This window comes from Idiomarina baltica OS145 (assembly GCF_000152885.1).
GTDB classification, from domain to species: domain Bacteria; phylum Pseudomonadota; class Gammaproteobacteria; order Enterobacterales; family Alteromonadaceae; genus Idiomarina; species Idiomarina baltica.
Window position 1 is genome coordinate 187,252 of the sequence record NZ_CH672404.1, and the last position, 15,977, is coordinate 203,228.

At 49.0% G+C, this 15,977-nt stretch carries 12 protein-coding genes; 10 read left to right on the plus strand and 2 right to left on the minus strand.

Annotated elements, in window-relative coordinates; translation table 11 throughout:
- Window positions 1–22: 22 nt before the first annotated feature.
- A complete protein-coding gene (locus OS145_RS04590) occupies window positions 23–2,131 on the minus strand; it encodes a TonB-dependent receptor (protein ID WP_006955047.1) in 2,109 nt (702 codons plus the stop codon).
- A gap of 264 nt (window positions 2,132–2,395) precedes the next feature.
- On the opposite strand from OS145_RS04590, the gene OS145_RS13410 reads away from it, so the two are divergent.
- Complete coding sequence (locus OS145_RS13410; protein WP_006955048.1) at window positions 2,396–2,563, plus strand: hypothetical protein; 168 nt, start codon at window positions 2,396–2,398, stop codon at window positions 2,561–2,563.
- On the opposite strand, the gene OS145_RS04595 is transcribed toward OS145_RS13410, so the two are convergent.
- Entirely contained in the window at window positions 2,564–3,430 is an 867-nt protein-coding gene (locus OS145_RS04595; RefSeq protein ID WP_006955049.1) for a LysR family transcriptional regulator, read from the minus strand.
- Window positions 3,431–3,546: 116 nt separating this feature from the next.
- On the opposite strand from OS145_RS04595, the gene OS145_RS04600 reads away from it, so the two are divergent.
- The 9 genes from OS145_RS04600 (at window position 3,547) to OS145_RS04640 (ending at window position 15,913) form a co-directional block, all read left to right on the plus strand.
- Complete coding sequence (locus tag OS145_RS04600; RefSeq protein WP_006955050.1) at window positions 3,547–4,860, plus strand: NADH-quinone oxidoreductase subunit L; 1,314 nt, start codon at window positions 3,547–3,549, stop codon at window positions 4,858–4,860.
- Window positions 4,857–7,115, plus strand: coding sequence for a putative inorganic carbon transporter subunit DabA (locus tag OS145_RS04605; protein WP_006955051.1), 2,259 nt, complete (start codon window positions 4,857–4,859; stop codon window positions 7,113–7,115). The genes OS145_RS04600 and OS145_RS04605 overlap by 4 nt, the downstream gene beginning before the upstream one ends.
- 55 nt (window positions 7,116–7,170) lie before the next feature.
- On the plus strand, window positions 7,171–7,920 hold the full coding sequence (locus OS145_RS04610; RefSeq protein ID WP_006955052.1) for an HNH endonuclease family protein: 750 nt from the start codon (window positions 7,171–7,173) through the stop codon (window positions 7,918–7,920).
- A 157-nt stretch (window positions 7,921–8,077) separates the two neighbouring features.
- Entirely contained in the window at window positions 8,078–9,997 is a 1,920-nt protein-coding gene (locus OS145_RS04615; protein ID WP_006955053.1) for a nucleoside-diphosphate sugar epimerase/dehydratase, read from the plus strand.
- 107 nt (window positions 9,998–10,104) lie between these two features.
- Window positions 10,105–11,502 (plus strand): M28 family metallopeptidase, encoded by a 1,398-nt coding sequence (locus tag OS145_RS04620; RefSeq protein ID WP_006955054.1) that lies wholly within the window; start codon window positions 10,105–10,107, stop codon window positions 11,500–11,502.
- Window positions 11,483–12,478: an amidoligase family protein gene (locus OS145_RS04625; protein WP_006955055.1), complete on the plus strand. Its 996-nt coding sequence runs from the start codon at window positions 11,483–11,485 to the stop codon at window positions 12,476–12,478. Before OS145_RS04620 ends, OS145_RS04625 begins: the two co-directional genes overlap by 20 nt.
- The gene (locus OS145_RS04630) at window positions 12,451–13,122 is read left to right on the plus strand and encodes a gamma-glutamyl-gamma-aminobutyrate hydrolase family protein (protein WP_006955056.1); all 672 of its coding nucleotides are present in this window, start codon (window positions 12,451–12,453) and stop codon (window positions 13,120–13,122) included. Before OS145_RS04625 ends, OS145_RS04630 begins: the two co-directional genes overlap by 28 nt.
- An 8-nt stretch (window positions 13,123–13,130) precedes the next feature.
- A complete protein-coding gene (locus tag OS145_RS04635; protein ID WP_006955057.1) occupies window positions 13,131–14,198 on the plus strand; it encodes an MBL fold metallo-hydrolase in 1,068 nt (355 codons plus the stop codon).
- A gap of 83 nt (window positions 14,199–14,281) precedes the next feature.
- Complete coding sequence (locus tag OS145_RS04640; RefSeq protein WP_006955058.1) at window positions 14,282–15,913, plus strand: methyl-accepting chemotaxis protein; 1,632 nt, start codon at window positions 14,282–14,284, stop codon at window positions 15,911–15,913.
- Window positions 15,914–15,977: the final 64 nt, after the last annotated feature.

The window sequence follows — 15,977 nt, forward strand, 5'->3', positions numbered from 1 at the left end:
GCTTAGCGATGTATCAGCTTACTTAAAATGTATAACGAACGCCAAAGTTAATTGAGCGTCCTGCGCCAGCCACATTCTCGAAGCCTTGAGTTTGTCCGGCTTTTTGCGCTGCGATGCTCACGCCGCCTAATGGTTGTCGATAAAATTCATCAAGTAGGTTGGTGATACCGAGATTAAGTTGCCAGTTTGCTCGAGTGTAGTTCACTTGCCAATCGACAACCTGATAGGCGTCGGTACGATTTTCGAGGCGCTGCTGGTCGACACGATCTTTCTGCTCAACGTGTTCAACGCGGACTGTTTGGCGCCAATGGCCCCACTGTTGACTCAGCTCAACGCGGATGGTGAGTGGTTGAATCTGATACAGCTCACGACCCGAGGCTTGCTCACCGTGGGTGTATTTTGCGGACGAGCGTAACTGCCATTCATCGGCACCAAGTACCTGGGTCCAACGATAGGTGTAGTGTGCACTGATACCTTTTAAAGTGGCATCGACATTGGTCATTTGCAGAATATTGCGCGCCGTGCTGGGTTGGGTGCCGCGATTAAATGTATCGATAACGTTGGCATCGATGTAGTCATCAACGCGTGAGTAAAAAGGACTGACACTGAATTGCCAGGCGTTGTTGGCATCGTCACGTTGGTAGGTTGCTTTTAATGTTGTCGCCGTTTCAGGTTGCAAGTCGATACGACCCACATAACCGTTACCATCGCCAAACCAGCCGATCATTGTCGTGGCCATGATACCGCGACCCCAGCTGTAACGTTCATATAAATTAGGTGCACGATTCTTTCGAGCGATGCCCAACTCCAAACTTTGCTGCGGATCGATGGTATATTTTGTTGCCAGGGTCGCATCGACTAAGTTATCTGTTTGCTCTCGGTCTGCCTGATTAAAGGCGGTTGCCGCCGTAGCGTCGACATTCGGCATCCCCATCATTGGACTGTCGTTGTAGGGTTGAACTTCGTCGGCATCGGTACGTACATGTTCAATGCGAATACCGGCATTCAACACCCAGTTGTCGGTGATCTCCGTATCAGAATCGGCGAATACGGCGATGCGCTGCCGTTGTCCATTGTTGATATTGATGTACGGATTTGGACCCATCATCATTGACCCCGCCAATGCCGGCCAGTAATCATCTAACTGGTAATCGAACAGTTCATGACCCAGCGTGATTTGACTGCTATATGCGCCTATCTGTTGCGTTGGCAAGTGCCAATGAAGTTTGTAACTGCGATCGGTGGCATCGGTCACCATTGGCATCATGCCAGGTTTTTCTGGGCTGAAGAAGCCCATCTCGTGTTCAACTGACTGCCAGTTAACATAGCCGGTCAGTTGGCCGCCTGTGGCGAGTTCACGCTGATATTGAATATGTGCGCCCAGACTTTGATTATCTGTCATATCCATGTATTGGTTGGGAAAGCCTTGATACGGGATCATTTGCGCTGTGATTTTGGTGCTCAGTTGTTGCTGACTATCGCGCCATGCCATCGTCAACGCATGATTTTGTGACTCATAAAGCGTATCGAGTACTTTATCTCCGTTGCCATCATCGTAGCTTTTTGACTGCTCGTAAGCGCCTTGATAATCGATAGACCAAGTGTCACTCGCCCAATGCGCACCGATACCGGCAAGCCATTGGTCACCGTTACTTTGATACTCACCCGCGACGTAACCGCGTTGCCAAGAGAGGCTTTCGGTATCGGCAAACTGTGCCCGCATTTGTTGTAAGTTGATAACGCCAGCGATGTTGTCGCCACCGCTGCGGACGGGGGTGAGCCCCGCAATCACTTGGGTTGATTTGACTTGGTTGGCGGATACATAAGATAGAGGAGGGTTCATTTGGTTGGCACAAGCCGCAGTGAGCTCTGCTCCATCAATAATGACTTTGATGCGATCGCCCATCATGCCGTTCATCACCGGTAACGCCGAGACACCGCCTGCGGCCGAAAAGTCGACGCCTTGTTCGCTCAGTTGGCGCGATAAATTGCCTAGCGCATCGTGCGGCTCGTGACCTTTTATTTTTATGACTTCGGTGGGTGCGTCCGTTGTTTGCGCTGAACTGTTGAATATGGCGAGTGCCGAAATGAGATAAGCCGTTATGCGTGTCATTTTAAACGTCGATTGCATGATTAAGGTTTCCTAGCGTCACACGTAAATTTTCGACCTAGTTTACGTCTCGGATGGGATTTGACCATGCGACAAATTGTCGCACCTAGCCAATATGAGAGAGACGGTATGTTGGTAAGTACTCACCTTTACGAACCTTTTACGCGCAACCACCTTGTTGAATACCAATTCAAGACCTATTGTTGATACATCGCTGAACGGCTCGAGTGACCCCCCGAATAGCTCAGAGCCTTCGGCGAAATTCTTTAGGCTGAGGATAACGTGATGACTATCGATTGGACCTCAATAAACCGACAACTTGATGAGACATTAAAGGACAGAGCGCACATGCGTTATTGTCATTCTCCGAAGACGCGGAATATACAGCAACTATTGACCAAAGCTGAGTTGGAAGCGTTACGTCGTGAGTTTGTGCGTAATCGAACACGTTAATCAGTCATAGCGCGCCAACAGCCGACTGAGCCACGGATGTTGGAACGGTTGTTTAATGGTAATCGCATAAAACTGCTCGAATAGGTTGGGAAGCGTGACATAGCGTTGTAAGCGCTGACTATCAAGCTCGTCTTTCACCACAACATCAGGAATGACTGCAAGCGCACCACCATCGCGCGCTAATAATCGCAACATTGCCATATCGTCAGCCTCGGCTATCACGCGAGGTGCCCATTGATACTGAGTCGCTAGCATGTCGAACCCTGATCGCAACGGCGCACTCGTTGGCGGGAGTACCCAGGCGCGTTCCTTTAGTGCTGGATCGCTGAGTGATTGAATGGGTAAGCCTGGCACACCGATAATCGATACCGGCTGGCGCGCTAATAAACGGCTTTGCCAAATATCTTCATCATGACCCGCCACATCGGTATTTGCCAGTGCAATATCAATCCGATGTTCGGCAAGTTCGGTCAGCAACTGATGAGTCGACATTGAGTGTAAACGAAAGGGTTGCGGTGAAGGACTCATGAGCGACGCAATAAATTGTTCTACAAAGTTACGTGACATGGTCGATGCGTGTCCAATACGTACGACACTGGTTTGACTGGTCTTACCTTGTTTGAGTTGCTCGACCAAGCTTTGTCCTTCTGCGAAAATGCGATCGGCATATTGCTTAGCGATGTAGCCTGCTTGCGTCAGTTTTAATCGTCTCCCTTCGCGCTCAAATAGAGTTTGTCCGAGCCACTCCTCTAATTGCTTAATTTGACTGGATAGCGCCGATTGCGACACATGCAGTTGTTGCGCGGTGTGTGTCAAATGACCTGTTTTTGCGACCGACCAAAAGTAATACAGATGACGATAATTCATGGTGAGGGCAATCGTTCTTTTAAATAGAATAGTATAATAGTATATATCTATTTTACTTAATTATGACAAGTCGAGATACTACGGCGCAGTTAAATAGAACGAGGGGAGCAACCACGTTGAACTGGATTCAAGTCGATGAATTGCGTGTGACGTTATTGGTGATGGTGGCTTTGTTGAGTTGGGTGGTGTTGCGGTACACCTGGCGAAACTTTGCGCTTGAGCCGAGTCGACCGCGCGCGATGGGATGGATGATTGGCTGTTTAGCGAGCGTGACGGTCACCTTGATTGCCAACCATTTTATTCTGTTTTGGTTAAGCTGGGTGAGCATCAGCGTGTGTTTGCACCGCTTGTTGTTGTTCTATCCGGAGCGCTCGCGCGCTGTATTGGCAACCCATAAACGCATGATTACGGCGCGCATCGCTGAAGCGCTGTTGGCGGTCAGTTTTATTCAGTTATATCTATGGTCAGGCGATCCGACCCTTTCGGGCACGCTAGATTACTTCTCGGCAACGGGCGTGGTGCCACTGGGTGGCATGATAACCTTGGTCATTGCCGCGTTGCTGAGTTGTGCTCAGATGCCATTTCACGGCTGGTTGATGCAAGTTGTCGAGTCACCGACTTCGGTGTCGTCGTTATTGCACGCAGGCATCGTTAATTTGGGCGGCTTTTTGCTGCTGAGTTTTGCGCCCTTGCTGACCGAGGCAGAAGCGGCGCGTTGGTTACTTGGCGTATTGAGCGCGGTTTCGTGCGGATTAGCCATTTTAATCATGTCGACTCGAATCAGTATTAAAATTCGTTTGGCATGGTCTACCTGTGCGCAAATGGGATTGATGCTGTTAGAAATCGCGTTAGGTTACTATAGTCTGGCGCTCCTGCACTTGGTCGCACACTCCTTATATAAAGCTTACGCATTTTTATCATCGGGTACGGTACGTCCCATTCATAATGTGTTGGTTCGTAACAGTTGGGTGACGTTGGGCTGGTTCCTGGTCAGTTTAGTCATGATCAACTTAGCGTTGTGGTTTAGTTTTGGACATTTTAAGCCGACCGCGGCTGTTTTACTGAGCCTTTCTATTACTTTATTGATGTCACAAGCGCATAAATTTAGTTGGCCAAAGAGCATTCTGCTGGCGCTTGTTTGGGTGGCTATCTACACCGCATTGACACTGTCTGCCGCCCAAATTATGCAAGATGGACGGGTGCATATTGGACTGGATTTAGCTGTTGCTGCTTGGTTTATTATGCTGGTCGCGTTGTATTGGTGGTTAGAACAACATGTGGCTCATGCGGTGAGTCAGCGCTGGTTTATTCGTTTAAACGCGGGTCTTTATATCGATGAGTGGTTTACGCGCTTGGCTTTATGGCTGTGGCCACGACCCGAGGATCGGCATCGCTATGATTCAGTAGATGAGGAGAAGTCGGCATCATGAGTGAGTTTATCCAACTGGCCCGTCAGCAGTGTGCGCGCGTTGCGCCGATGTGGCCGCTCGCCGAATCGATTGCGGTAAATCCATGCTGGTTTTTTACCGACAAGCCCGTCGAGCGAGTGTCAGCGATTTGGAAGTATGTGTCAGATATCGATTTAGTGATGGACCGCGCATTTTATCGTCAGCAACTGTTGCAAGGTCATCTTGATGAGCAGATGCTGCCCATGGATGCGACAAAATGTTTATCTGAGCCACAACGATTGCCGCGCTGGTTTAATGTCACAGACATTGTCGATCAGCTACAAGCACGGCAGCGCAAAATGCTCTGGAAAGATGAGGTGGTACTGCAAATTAGTCAGTTTTGTGGTTTACACACCGAGTTTCCTGAGCGGTTTGTCGACGAATCACAGCCCGACAATGGTTTGTATCGTGGCTGGTTGACGGTTGTACGAGAGGATAAAGGCATCGCGACGTTGATGGCAGAAAGTCAGCTACCCGATTACTTCGATCCCTTACCGGATGATATCGATGCGCTTTTTCACATGCTGGCGGATGATTGGTTACGACATTACAGCGAAGATGCCCTGAATTATTACTTGTTTGCGCTATTGATCGATGTCCTCGGGTGGTCCTCGGCGCTGCGTTACCGTGATTGGGATCCTTCTGCACCGCACCATAATATTGAGCCGGTGCTGTCGCTGCTGGGCATTCGTTTGGCATGGGACTACGTTCTGTGGCAGTGGGCTAAGGACACCTCGACTGAGCTATTTAACCGACTCAGCCAACGCTTTGCTCAACAAGCGGCGCGTTGCCAACGCGATTGTGAGCGTGTTGAGCAATCGCAGAAAATACTTTGGCAATGTCAACGTGCTTATGAGCATAAACAGCTGCTCAATTATCGCTTGGCGTCTAAATCTGAGGGCGCGCAGCAAGCGTATCCTAAAATGCAGGCGGCTTTTTGTATTGATGTCCGATCTGAGCCGCTAAGACGCGCGCTTGATGGCCAACCTGGGGTTGCCAGTATCGGGGTTGCTGGCTTTTTTGGTCTACCGATTGGCTTTCGCTCGCAAGGACAGCGCCGTCCCCAGTTACCCGGGCTCTTAACTCCACAACTCTGGGTGACTGAGAAAGACGTGGCGACCCCCAGTGCAACGATTACAGCCATCGGTGAACTGTTGGACACGCCAACCTCAAGTCTCAATGCGGTTGAGGTGCTCGGTTTAGCGAAAGGCATTGGCTTATTTAGTGCTCATAATGAGGTGGAAGCGACTGACACGCCGCAGTCGGACTTGACTATCAATTTAGCCGACAATGAGCAACCGCTGCTTGATGCATTGGCGGGTACGTTAACCAGTTTGGGGATTACGCACTTTGCAGATCACTTTGTTTGGGTTGGACACAGTTCGCATCATGAAAATAATCCGCAACGCGCAGCGATGAATTGTGGTGCATGCGGGGGACAGAGTGGCGCCATAAATGCCCGACTCATGTGCCAGTTGTTGAATCAGCCGAACATCCGGCAAGCACTGTCGGCGCGAGGCATTGATATTCCTGAACGGACGCGATTCTATGCGGGGTTACATGAGACTGTGACGGATAGAATTTTGCCCCTCAGTGAGGCGTTTCCGGACGCTGTAAGACAAACCTTTGAACAGGCGAGTGCAGCGGTTCGGGACCGCAAGCAGTATCCGCAAACGCGCTCGGGTTTGAACCGCTTGGCTGGTCTGTTTAAGAAAACGCGTGATTGGGCCGAGGTTCGACCAGAATGGGGGCTGGCAGATAACTTTATGATGATTATCGCGTCACGGCAACGTACGGCTTCGATCGACTTAGACGGACGTGCGTTTTTGCACGATTACGATGCCCAGCAGGACCCTGATGCGAGTATTTTGGCCGCTTTAATCAGTGCTCCGGGTGTCGTGGCTCACTGGATAAACTGGCAATATCTCACGTCGGTGACTGCACCGACGCGGCTCGGTAGTGGTAATAAGTTATTACATAACCGTGTGGCGCAAAATGTCGGAGTTTTTGAGGGCAACAGTGGCGATCTGCGTATCGGCCTGTCATTGCAGTCGGTTTGGGATGGCACGCAATGGCGGCACCGGCCGTGTCGGCTTCAGGTGGTCGTTGAGGCAACAGAATCACAGATCAAGCAAGCGCTGGACGCGAGTCCGAGTTTTAAACCATTGGTTCAGAATCGATGGCTCTATTTGTATCGACTGGCGGAGGATGGTCAGCTGATTCAAATGTACGCTTGAACTTACAAATCAGTTCGCGTAAAAGGGGGGCATCACTGGACTATGGCGTTGTCCCATGCGTGTTGCCCCCATTATTATCATTTCACTGGCGTTATGGTTAACGAGTTATAGCTTTTTGGCGAGTGCACAGACGTCGGTGGACGATGTTGTTAAACAGTCCCAGTCTGGTATCTGTCATACGCCAAGTAGTCCCTACTATGATCGCACAAAGCGGTTTACCGCTTATCACAATTTAAAAGATTGCTTAGCCGATGGCGGACGATTGCCAAAAGGTTATAAGCCGGCAGCGTCTGCCAGCTCAAATGAATCAGAGGCTTATCAACGTAACGCGTTTGGCCGTTGGAACGACGATGATAACGACTGTATGAACACGCGTCATGAGTTACTCGCACGGTTATCGAGTGTCGCGGTTACCTTGAGTGAAGATGGCTGTCGTGTGGTACGAGGACACTGGCTGGACCCGTATACGGGACGCACATTCCTAAGTGCGGACGACTTAGATGTTGACCACTTAGTACCGCTCAAATGGGCCTGGACGCATGGAGCGGATCGGTGGGATCGCGCTCAACGCGAGCGTTTTGCCAATGATCCCATCAATCTGTTTGCCGTTGATGATAGTACCAACCGTCGAAAAGGTGCTCAGGGTCCGATGGACTGGCTGCCGCCTAATCAAGCATTTCAGTGCCAATATTTAACACGATTTCAACGTGTACTCAGGATCTATTCGTTTCAGGCTGCAGCGCGACAACGCATCGACGCACAGCGACAACGGGTGTGTGCGGAGACGACCGTTGCAGAGCGTTAATGATTGAAAATTTTTGTGTGCTAATAATGCAAAAATCAGACAATCAGATATACTATCCATAATACACGGTTTTATTATTTATTTTAGCCAAGTGTCGGCTTACAATAGCGTCTCGTTGCATAAAGGGATTTTTTGAGAATTGAGGATTAAGCGTAATATGCTGATTCAACTTTTGGCTCTGCCAAGAAATTTAAAGCGGGTGGTCGCTGCAACCGTTGATGTGCTTGGCATTATGCTGGCACTGTGGTTTGCCGTGAGTGTTGATGCTCGAGTGTTCTACTTGCCGAGCAATTGGAACGATGTTGCTTTTGCTTTTGTGCTCTCCGTAGCTTCAGTATTTTTGTTTTATAAATTAGGTCTTTATCGTTCAGTAACCCGCTATATCGGTTCGAAAGCATTTCGAGCGGTTGTATTTGGTATGCTCGCCTCTTCCTCGGCGTTGGTGCTTTTTAGTGCGCTGATGGATGCTCGCGTTAACCTCAACGTTGTTGTTATTTATAGTTTGTCAGCCTTTATTTTTATCGCCGCTTCGCGTTTTGGGGCGCGTTCTGTGTTTCGTCAGGTGCAGTCGCGACCGAAAGACAACGTCATTATTTATGGCGCGGGTGAGGCAGGGCGCCAACTGGCACATGCGCTGATACATGGGCGTGAATATCACGCGGTTGCCTTTGTCGACGACGATGAAACGTTGCAAGGCGCAATGATACAGAACTTGTCTGTATTTCCTGTCAGCAAAATTGGCGAACTGACGCACAAGCTTGACGTCAAACGGATACTGTTGGCATTTCCAAGTGCATCGCGTTCAACACGTCGGAACGCACTTGAAATGCTATCGCACTTACCCGTCACTGTACAAACCATTCCCGGTATGGCCGATATTATTGCCGGGGATGCAAAAATTGATGAGTTGCGCGAGGTGAATATTGAAGACCTGCTCGGACGAGATGCGGTCGCGCCGCAAATGGATCTGTTGACTCAGAACGTCCGCGGTAAAGCGGTGATGGTCACGGGCGCAGGAGGGTCGATTGGCTCAGAATTGTGTCGTCAAGTTGCTGCACAGAAGCCCAAGGCACTTATTTTATACGAGTGGTCAGAGCCTTCGCTGTATTATATTCATGAAGAGCTCACACAAACCTATCCAGACGTGGCTATTTTCCCATTTGTGGGTTCTGTGCAAGATGAGATTAACCTGAAATCGGTGATGAATTCGCATCGTATCGATACGATATATCATGCCGCTGCGTATAAACATGTCCCCATGGTGGAGATGAACATTATACAGGCAGCGAGAAATAATGTACTGGGTACTTTATACACTGCGCAAGCAGCGATTGACGCAGGTGTCGAGAAGTTTGTCTTGGTTTCTACCGACAAAGCCGTCCGTCCTACCAATGTGATGGGGGCGACAAAGCGTTTGGCTGAGCTGATCCTACAAGGACTCGCTAAAACGACCCATAAAACTGCGTTTTGTATGGTGCGGTTTGGGAATGTGCTGGGTTCTTCGGGTTCTGTTGTGCCTAAATTTAGAGAACAGATCAAGAAGGGCGGACCCATTACGCTCACTCACAAGGATATTACGCGTTACTTTATGATTATCCCTGAAGCCGCCCAGCTCGTTATTCAGGCAGGTGCTATGGGCGATCAAGGCGATGTGTTTGTTTTGGACATGGGCGAACCGATTAAAATCTATGACTTGGCGAAACAAATGATTCGGTTGTCGGGTTTAACTGTTAAAGATGAGCAAAACCCTCATGGTGACATCGAGATCAAAATCACCGGGCTGCGACCGGGCGAAAAGCTATACGAAGAGTTAATTATCGGCAATACCGATCGCCTCACTCCTCACCCTCGTATTCGTCGTGCATCTGAGCATTCGCTTGCTTGGACGGAGGTTGAGTCGCTATTAAATGATGTGATTGCGTGTTGTGCAGAAATGGATGGACAGCGCTTACGTGATATTTTAAAAGACGCTCCTTTGGACTACACGCCGGATAGTCGCTGTGTTGACCTGCACTACCCGGTACAGATCACAAAAAAGATTAAACATTCTTTGAGCCAGCCTCAACAGCCTCAGTAGTTTAAACTTATACAACTTGCAGTCTCGCGGAATCATCGCCGCGGGATTGCAAATCTATTTTTTCTCACCATAATCGTTAAATACAGTCCAAATATGGTGAAAACAATATGAAAAAACTTTCCTCCGTGACTATCGGTCTTGGTCTGCTATTGGCGGGTGGTGTTCAGGCTCAAGATGCTATCACATACAACGACCAGCAAAAATTACACGACATTGCCGATGCCGTAAGTGCTAAACGAATTGAACAGGATATTCGTAAGTTAGTGAGTTTTGGCACTCGTCATACCTTATCCGAAACGGAATCTGATACTCGTGGTATTGGTGCTGCAAGACGCTGGGTTTACCAAGAGTTTCAACGCATTTCCGCTGACTGTGGTGGTTGTCTTGAAGTGATGTACGTCTCGGATATTGTCGAGGGCGAAGATCGTATTCCTGATGCGACCGAAGTAAAAAGTGTGATTGCGATTCAGCGTGGCTCAACGGATCCCGACCGTTATGTGATGATGTCCGGTGATATTGACTCGCGGGTCAGCGATGTGATGGATGCGACTTCCGATGCGCCAGGGGCTAATGATAACGCTTCGGGTGTGGCGGGTACGCTCGAAGCCGCGCGAGTGCTCAGTCAGTATAACTTTGATGGCTCGATAGTTTATGCGGCGCTGTCTGGCGAGGAGCAAGGCTTGTTCGGTGGTAAAATTCTTGCGCGCAAGGCAAAGCAAAATAAATGGCGCATCATGGCCGTCCTGAATAACGACATGATTGGCAATATTGAAGGTATCAATGGGGTGATCAATAACACCACCGCCCGCATTTTTGCTGAGGGAACTCGAATGGATGAAACCGATCGCGAGGCGACCATGCGACGGTTTTATGGTGGCGAAAATGACTCGCCTTCACGTAATGTAGCGCGCTATATCGATACCATGGCTGACCGTTATATTGCCAACTTAGATACCATGATTGTTTACCGCTTGGATCGCTTTGGTCGTGGAGGTCATCACCGACCGTTTAATGACCTAGGGTATCCGGGTGTACGTATTATGGAAACTAACGAGAATTATAATCGTCAGCATCAGGACTTGCGCACGGAGAACGGGATTGAGTACGGTGACACTATTGAGGGCGTGGACTTTGATTACGCGGCTAAGTTAACGGCGTTGAATGCGGTTTCATTGGCCGGTATGAGCTGGGCGCCTGAACCGCCGCAGAACGTAGATATTCGCGGTGCCGTGCAACCGTCGACCACACTCAGCTGGAACGACGCGCGTGGCGAAGAAAATGTCATGGGTTACAAAGTGTACTGGCGTCTTACCTCTGAGCCACAATGGCAGTGGAGTCGCTACGTGGGTGATGTGAACGAATATACGCTTGAGAACGTAGTGATTGATAACTACATTTTTGGAGTTGCCAGTGTGAGCCCCGATGGATTCGAAAGTCCAGTGGTTTTCCCGGGGCCAGCAGGTGAGTTCTCAATCGAGTTCGAGGATGACACAGACGACAACTAATCAATTTAAACCGTTGCAGCGGCCAGAAACTGATTCTGGTCAGCTGCGCACCATTGGCTTCGAAATCGAATTCAGTGGTCTATCAGTACAGCAGACGCTCGAGGTACTGCAATCCCATCTCAAAGGTCAAGTCGATCATATATCCCTCGCCGAACGCAGTATCCAACATGAACAACTCGGTACCTTTCATATTGAGTTAGATTGGAGTTATTTAAAACGTATCGCCCGAGAGCAGCCAACCAGTGGTACAGCTGAACATATTTGGCTAGAAGAATTACACGCCTTGGCCGAGCGCATGGTTCCCATGGAAATTGTTTGCCCACCGATGACGTTGCAGCAATGTGAATGTTTGTTTCCGATTATTGAGGCACTCAGAGAGGCGGGTGCTAAAGGTACGGATGAATCTTGGATAGCTGCTTACGGAGTGCATATTAATCCTCAAGTAGCGAGTGAAGACAGCACCGATGTATTGCGTTATTTGCAGGCATTTTCGTTGCTACAGTGGTGGTTGTTTAAAGCGCTCAAGGTTGATACGACCCGTAAAATGAGCCCTTATATTGATAAGTATCCTGAGGCGTACATTCGGCATTTGTGTCAGCAATCTGAGGTCAGTGAAGGGCAATTAATTGATGACTACCTCAAATTTAATGCGTCCCGTAACCGCGCGTTAGATATGTTGCCACTTTTTGCGTATTGGCGGCCCGAGGTTGTAAGCAAAGCCGTGGGCGATGCCAAAGTGGGTGCACGGCCTACCTTTCATTTTCGTTTACCCAACTGTCATATTGAGCGAGCAGGCTGGCAACTTGACACGGCTTGGCGCAGCTGGTGGGTGGTCGAGCAATTAGCAAATGACACGGCTGCACTGACGTATTGGAAGGATGCCTTTTTGGCGGCAGATAGGCCGTTATTAGGTGTTGATGAATCCGCATGGATCGATAGGGTAGCATCATGGCTGAACGACCGCGCGTGGTGGTAACGGGCAATGCTCGCCGCTGGTCTCCTTCATGGTGGTGTACGCAGCTCACGTTGTGGTTGTTGGGCGCAAAAGCCATCCGCGTGAGTACTCGGCATCACGTATCGCGTAATACTGATGTTGATGCACTGGTTATTGGTGGGGGAGATGACATCAGCCCCAATCATTATGGTCAGAGCGCAAAGCCCGATGGTGACTATGATCCGGCTCGTGATGCATTAGAAATTGAGTGGATTCGGTGGGCGTTAAAGACCGATACGCCGATGCTTGGAATATGTCGTGGCGCACAATTAATTAATGTCGTGTTGGGTGGGGAACTGAACCAAAATATCCGCTCCTTGCGTAAACGAACCTACAACCGTCCGGGTCTATTGCCGACCAAGCAAGTTTGGTTAAAGCATCACTCGAAACTCCGTCAGGTAGTGGGGCAGCGTAAGTTGCGAGTGAATAGTTTGCACTATCAAGTGGTGACACGACCGGGCGACGGAATGCAGGCGGTTGGTTGGGACTTGGACGAGTTTATTCAAGCCACTGAGCATGCTGAGCGTCCTATTATCGGCGTGCAGTGGCATCCTGAGTATTTATTTTACTTATCCAGTGAACGGCGCATTTTTGCGTGGTTGCTTCGCTGTATTTCTGCACGATAGGAGCGTCTGTGAAAAAGGTGTTGATCGGTGTTTTGGCGTTAACGGCTGCGGCTTGCAGTAACAACGAAGACATACATATTAATAAACAAGTGCCGCCGCATCATACCGAGGATGGCTTTAAAAATTTGCACGGTCCTGAAAAGCAAAGTGGATTTTTTGATTATTGGTACATGCGTTGGTTTGGGGAAACGGAATGGGCCGATCAATCGGAGCAAGTTGATGCGATTCCTTTTATGCACGCCGATTTGAATACAATCTCTAACCCTAACCCCGAGGATCGGCAAGTTACGTGGATAGGGCATTCGACGTTTCTACTCCAATACCAGGGGATGGCAGTGCTTACCGATCCGATTTTTAGTGAGCGAGCATCGCCCGTAAGCTTTATGGGGCCCCAGCGTTTGACTGAACTGCCTGTGCAGTTATCAGACTTGCCTCCGATTGATGCGGTGATTATTTCTCATGATCATTATGATCATTTAGACGCTGATACGATTGAAACACTGGGTAACTCGACTCATTACTACGTTCCGCTTGCCTTGAAGCCGTGGTTTCTTGAGCTAGGCATCGCAGAAGAAAATGTTACCGAACTTGATTGGTGGCAAGGCGCTGCGAATAACGACCTGCTGCGTGTTCATGCAACCCCTAGTCAACATTGGTCTGGTCGAAGTCTTTGGGATCGTTTTGAGACCTTATGGGCGAGCTATGTGATTGATATTGGCGATTGGCGCGTATGGTTTGGCGGGGATACGGGCTATAACGCCATTCAGTTTAAAGAAATCGGCCATGTGTTTAATGATATTGACCTTGCGTTGATGCCTGTGGGTGCCTACTTACCCCGTTGGTTTATGAAAATGCCTCATGTTGATCCGGAGCAAGCTACGCTGATTCATCAAGATATTGGTGCTAAGCGAAGTATCACGATGCATTGGGGAGCATTTCAATTAGCGGCAGAGGGTATTTCGCAAACCATCGATGATATTAAGCAAGCGCGTGAAAAGGCGCAATTGTCGGAAAACGAGTTTCGCATTATGCCCGTGGGTGCGACTGAGATTTTAACGTCCGATAGCGTGAAGTAATTTTCGATAATGCTGATCTTAAAATCCCTTATATGTGTAATTCTATTCGAATATATTGAACAATCGTTTTTACAGGATTATTTATGACCATTGCGCAGCGGCTTTATGCGGGATTTGCCTTTATTATATTACTGATTATTGGGATTACCGTTGTTGGTACTTATCAAGTTGGCCAAATTGATCAAACGTTGAGACAGGTGAATGGAGTCGGTAGCGAAAAGCAACGCTATGCGATTAATTTCCGCGGTAGTGTGCATGACCGTGCGATAGCATTACGCGATTTTGTGTTGACTGAACAGGCATCGAAGCGACGCGAATATCGCGCGCTTATCGATAAACTTCAAGGCGATTATGCCGATGCGCAACAAGGACTGAATCAACTTATTGCTGATCCAAAATACGTTAATGACAAAGAAAAGCAGTTATTAGCGCGTATTAGTGAGATCCGTAAACAGGCTTTAGCCACTTCTGATCGTGTTTATCAACTGTTGGCGCAGGATCAGCGTCAGCAAGCTCAAGATTATGTTTTAAGCGATTTATCGCCAGCTTATGCGGAATGGTTGATAAGGATTAACGACTTTATCGATTATGAAGAGAAAATCATCGCCGACGGTGTTGATGGAGTGCTTGAACGTAGTAATGGATTTGCGGTGCTGATGTGGTGTGTGGCTGTGATTGCTGCACTTGTTGCGGCAGCCATCAGTTATTACATTGTACGTCGACTGACACATACCTTAGGTGGTGAGCCAGAGGCTGTTGTTGAGGTTCTGGAAACCATAGCCGCGGGTGACTTAACGGTTGAAACTCGTTCGAAATACGAGGGTAGCTTGATGGCGCAAGTCAACCGTATGGTGCGGCAGCTACGAGCGCTTGTAAAAGAGGTCGATGAAACGTCTGACCAATTGCTGAATGCCTCTGGTGAACTGAGCGAAACCAGTGATAACAACACGCAGATGGTGATTCGCCAGCAGGATGAAACGACACAAGGAGCCACTGCGATCAATGAAATGTCGCAAACGGTATCTGAGGTCGCTTCACATACAAATGAGGCGGCACAGTTAGCGGATGAGACTGATCGCGAAACGCAAACAGGCAGTCGTGAGGTGGCGGCGACAATTAGTTCAATTGAGCAGCTTGCCGATGAGGTTGAGCGTGCGGCCTCTGTGATTGTTGAGTTGAGCGATAATACGGCTGAGATCGACAAAGTGTTGGAAGTGATAGAGGGTATCGCCGACCAAACTAACTTGCTTGCGCTAAATGCCGCTATTGAAGCTGCACGGGCGGGTGAGCATGGGCGTGGATTCTCGGTTGTTGCTGACGAAGTTCGCGCGCTTGCGAATCGTACACAAGAGTCCACGCAGAGCATTCAAGATCTGATTGAGACGATGCGTAACAGTGCTTCTCAGGCGGTTGATGTGATGCAACGCGGTCAAGAGCAAGCAGGCAATAGTGTTGAGCAAGCGCGTCGAGCAGGCAAATCGTTAGATACTGTTAACCATGTGGTTAAGCAAATGACCGATATGAATGCGCAAATTGCCACAGCAGCCGAAGAACAAAGCTCGGTCGCGGAAGAAATCAATCAGAACTTCCACAAAATCACGGAAGCTACTGAAGAGACTGCGGCGGGCTCTGAGCAAGTCAGTGAGTCGAGTCGTCAGCTTAACGAACTTGCACGCAATTTAAGTGAGCGTGTTAAACGTTTTAAAACGGCGTAGATTTAGCCACTCGGTGTTTTGGCTCTTGATTTAACCGCCTAAAACACCTAGTATACGCGCCCTA

Excerpts from the sequence above, each read along its gene's own strand:
- OS145_RS04630 (WP_006955056.1), top strand. The coding sequence starts at position 12,451 with ATGGCTGAACGACCGCGCGTGGTGGTAACGGGCAATGCTCGCCGCTGG.
- OS145_RS04610 (WP_006955052.1), top strand. The coding sequence starts at position 7,171 with ATGCGTGTTGCCCCCATTATTATCATTTCACTGGCGTTATGGTTAACG.
- OS145_RS04620 (WP_006955054.1), top strand. The coding sequence starts at position 10,105 with ATGAAAAAACTTTCCTCCGTGACTATCGGTCTTGGTCTGCTATTGGCG.
- OS145_RS04640 (WP_006955058.1), top strand. The coding sequence starts at position 14,282 with ATGACCATTGCGCAGCGGCTTTATGCGGGATTTGCCTTTATTATATTA.
- OS145_RS04595 (WP_006955049.1), bottom strand. The coding sequence starts at position 3,430 with ATGAATTATCGTCATCTGTATTACTTTTGGTCGGTCGCAAAAACAGGT.
- OS145_RS04615 (WP_006955053.1), top strand. The coding sequence starts at position 8,078 with ATGCTGATTCAACTTTTGGCTCTGCCAAGAAATTTAAAGCGGGTGGTC.
- OS145_RS13410 (WP_006955048.1), top strand. The coding sequence starts at position 2,396 with ATGACTATCGATTGGACCTCAATAAACCGACAACTTGATGAGACATTA.
- OS145_RS04590 (WP_006955047.1), bottom strand. The coding sequence starts at position 2,131 with ATGCAATCGACGTTTAAAATGACACGCATAACGGCTTATCTCATTTCG.
- OS145_RS04625 (WP_006955055.1), top strand. The coding sequence starts at position 11,483 with ATGACACAGACGACAACTAATCAATTTAAACCGTTGCAGCGGCCAGAA.
- OS145_RS04605 (WP_006955051.1), top strand. The coding sequence starts at position 4,857 with ATGAGTGAGTTTATCCAACTGGCCCGTCAGCAGTGTGCGCGCGTTGCG.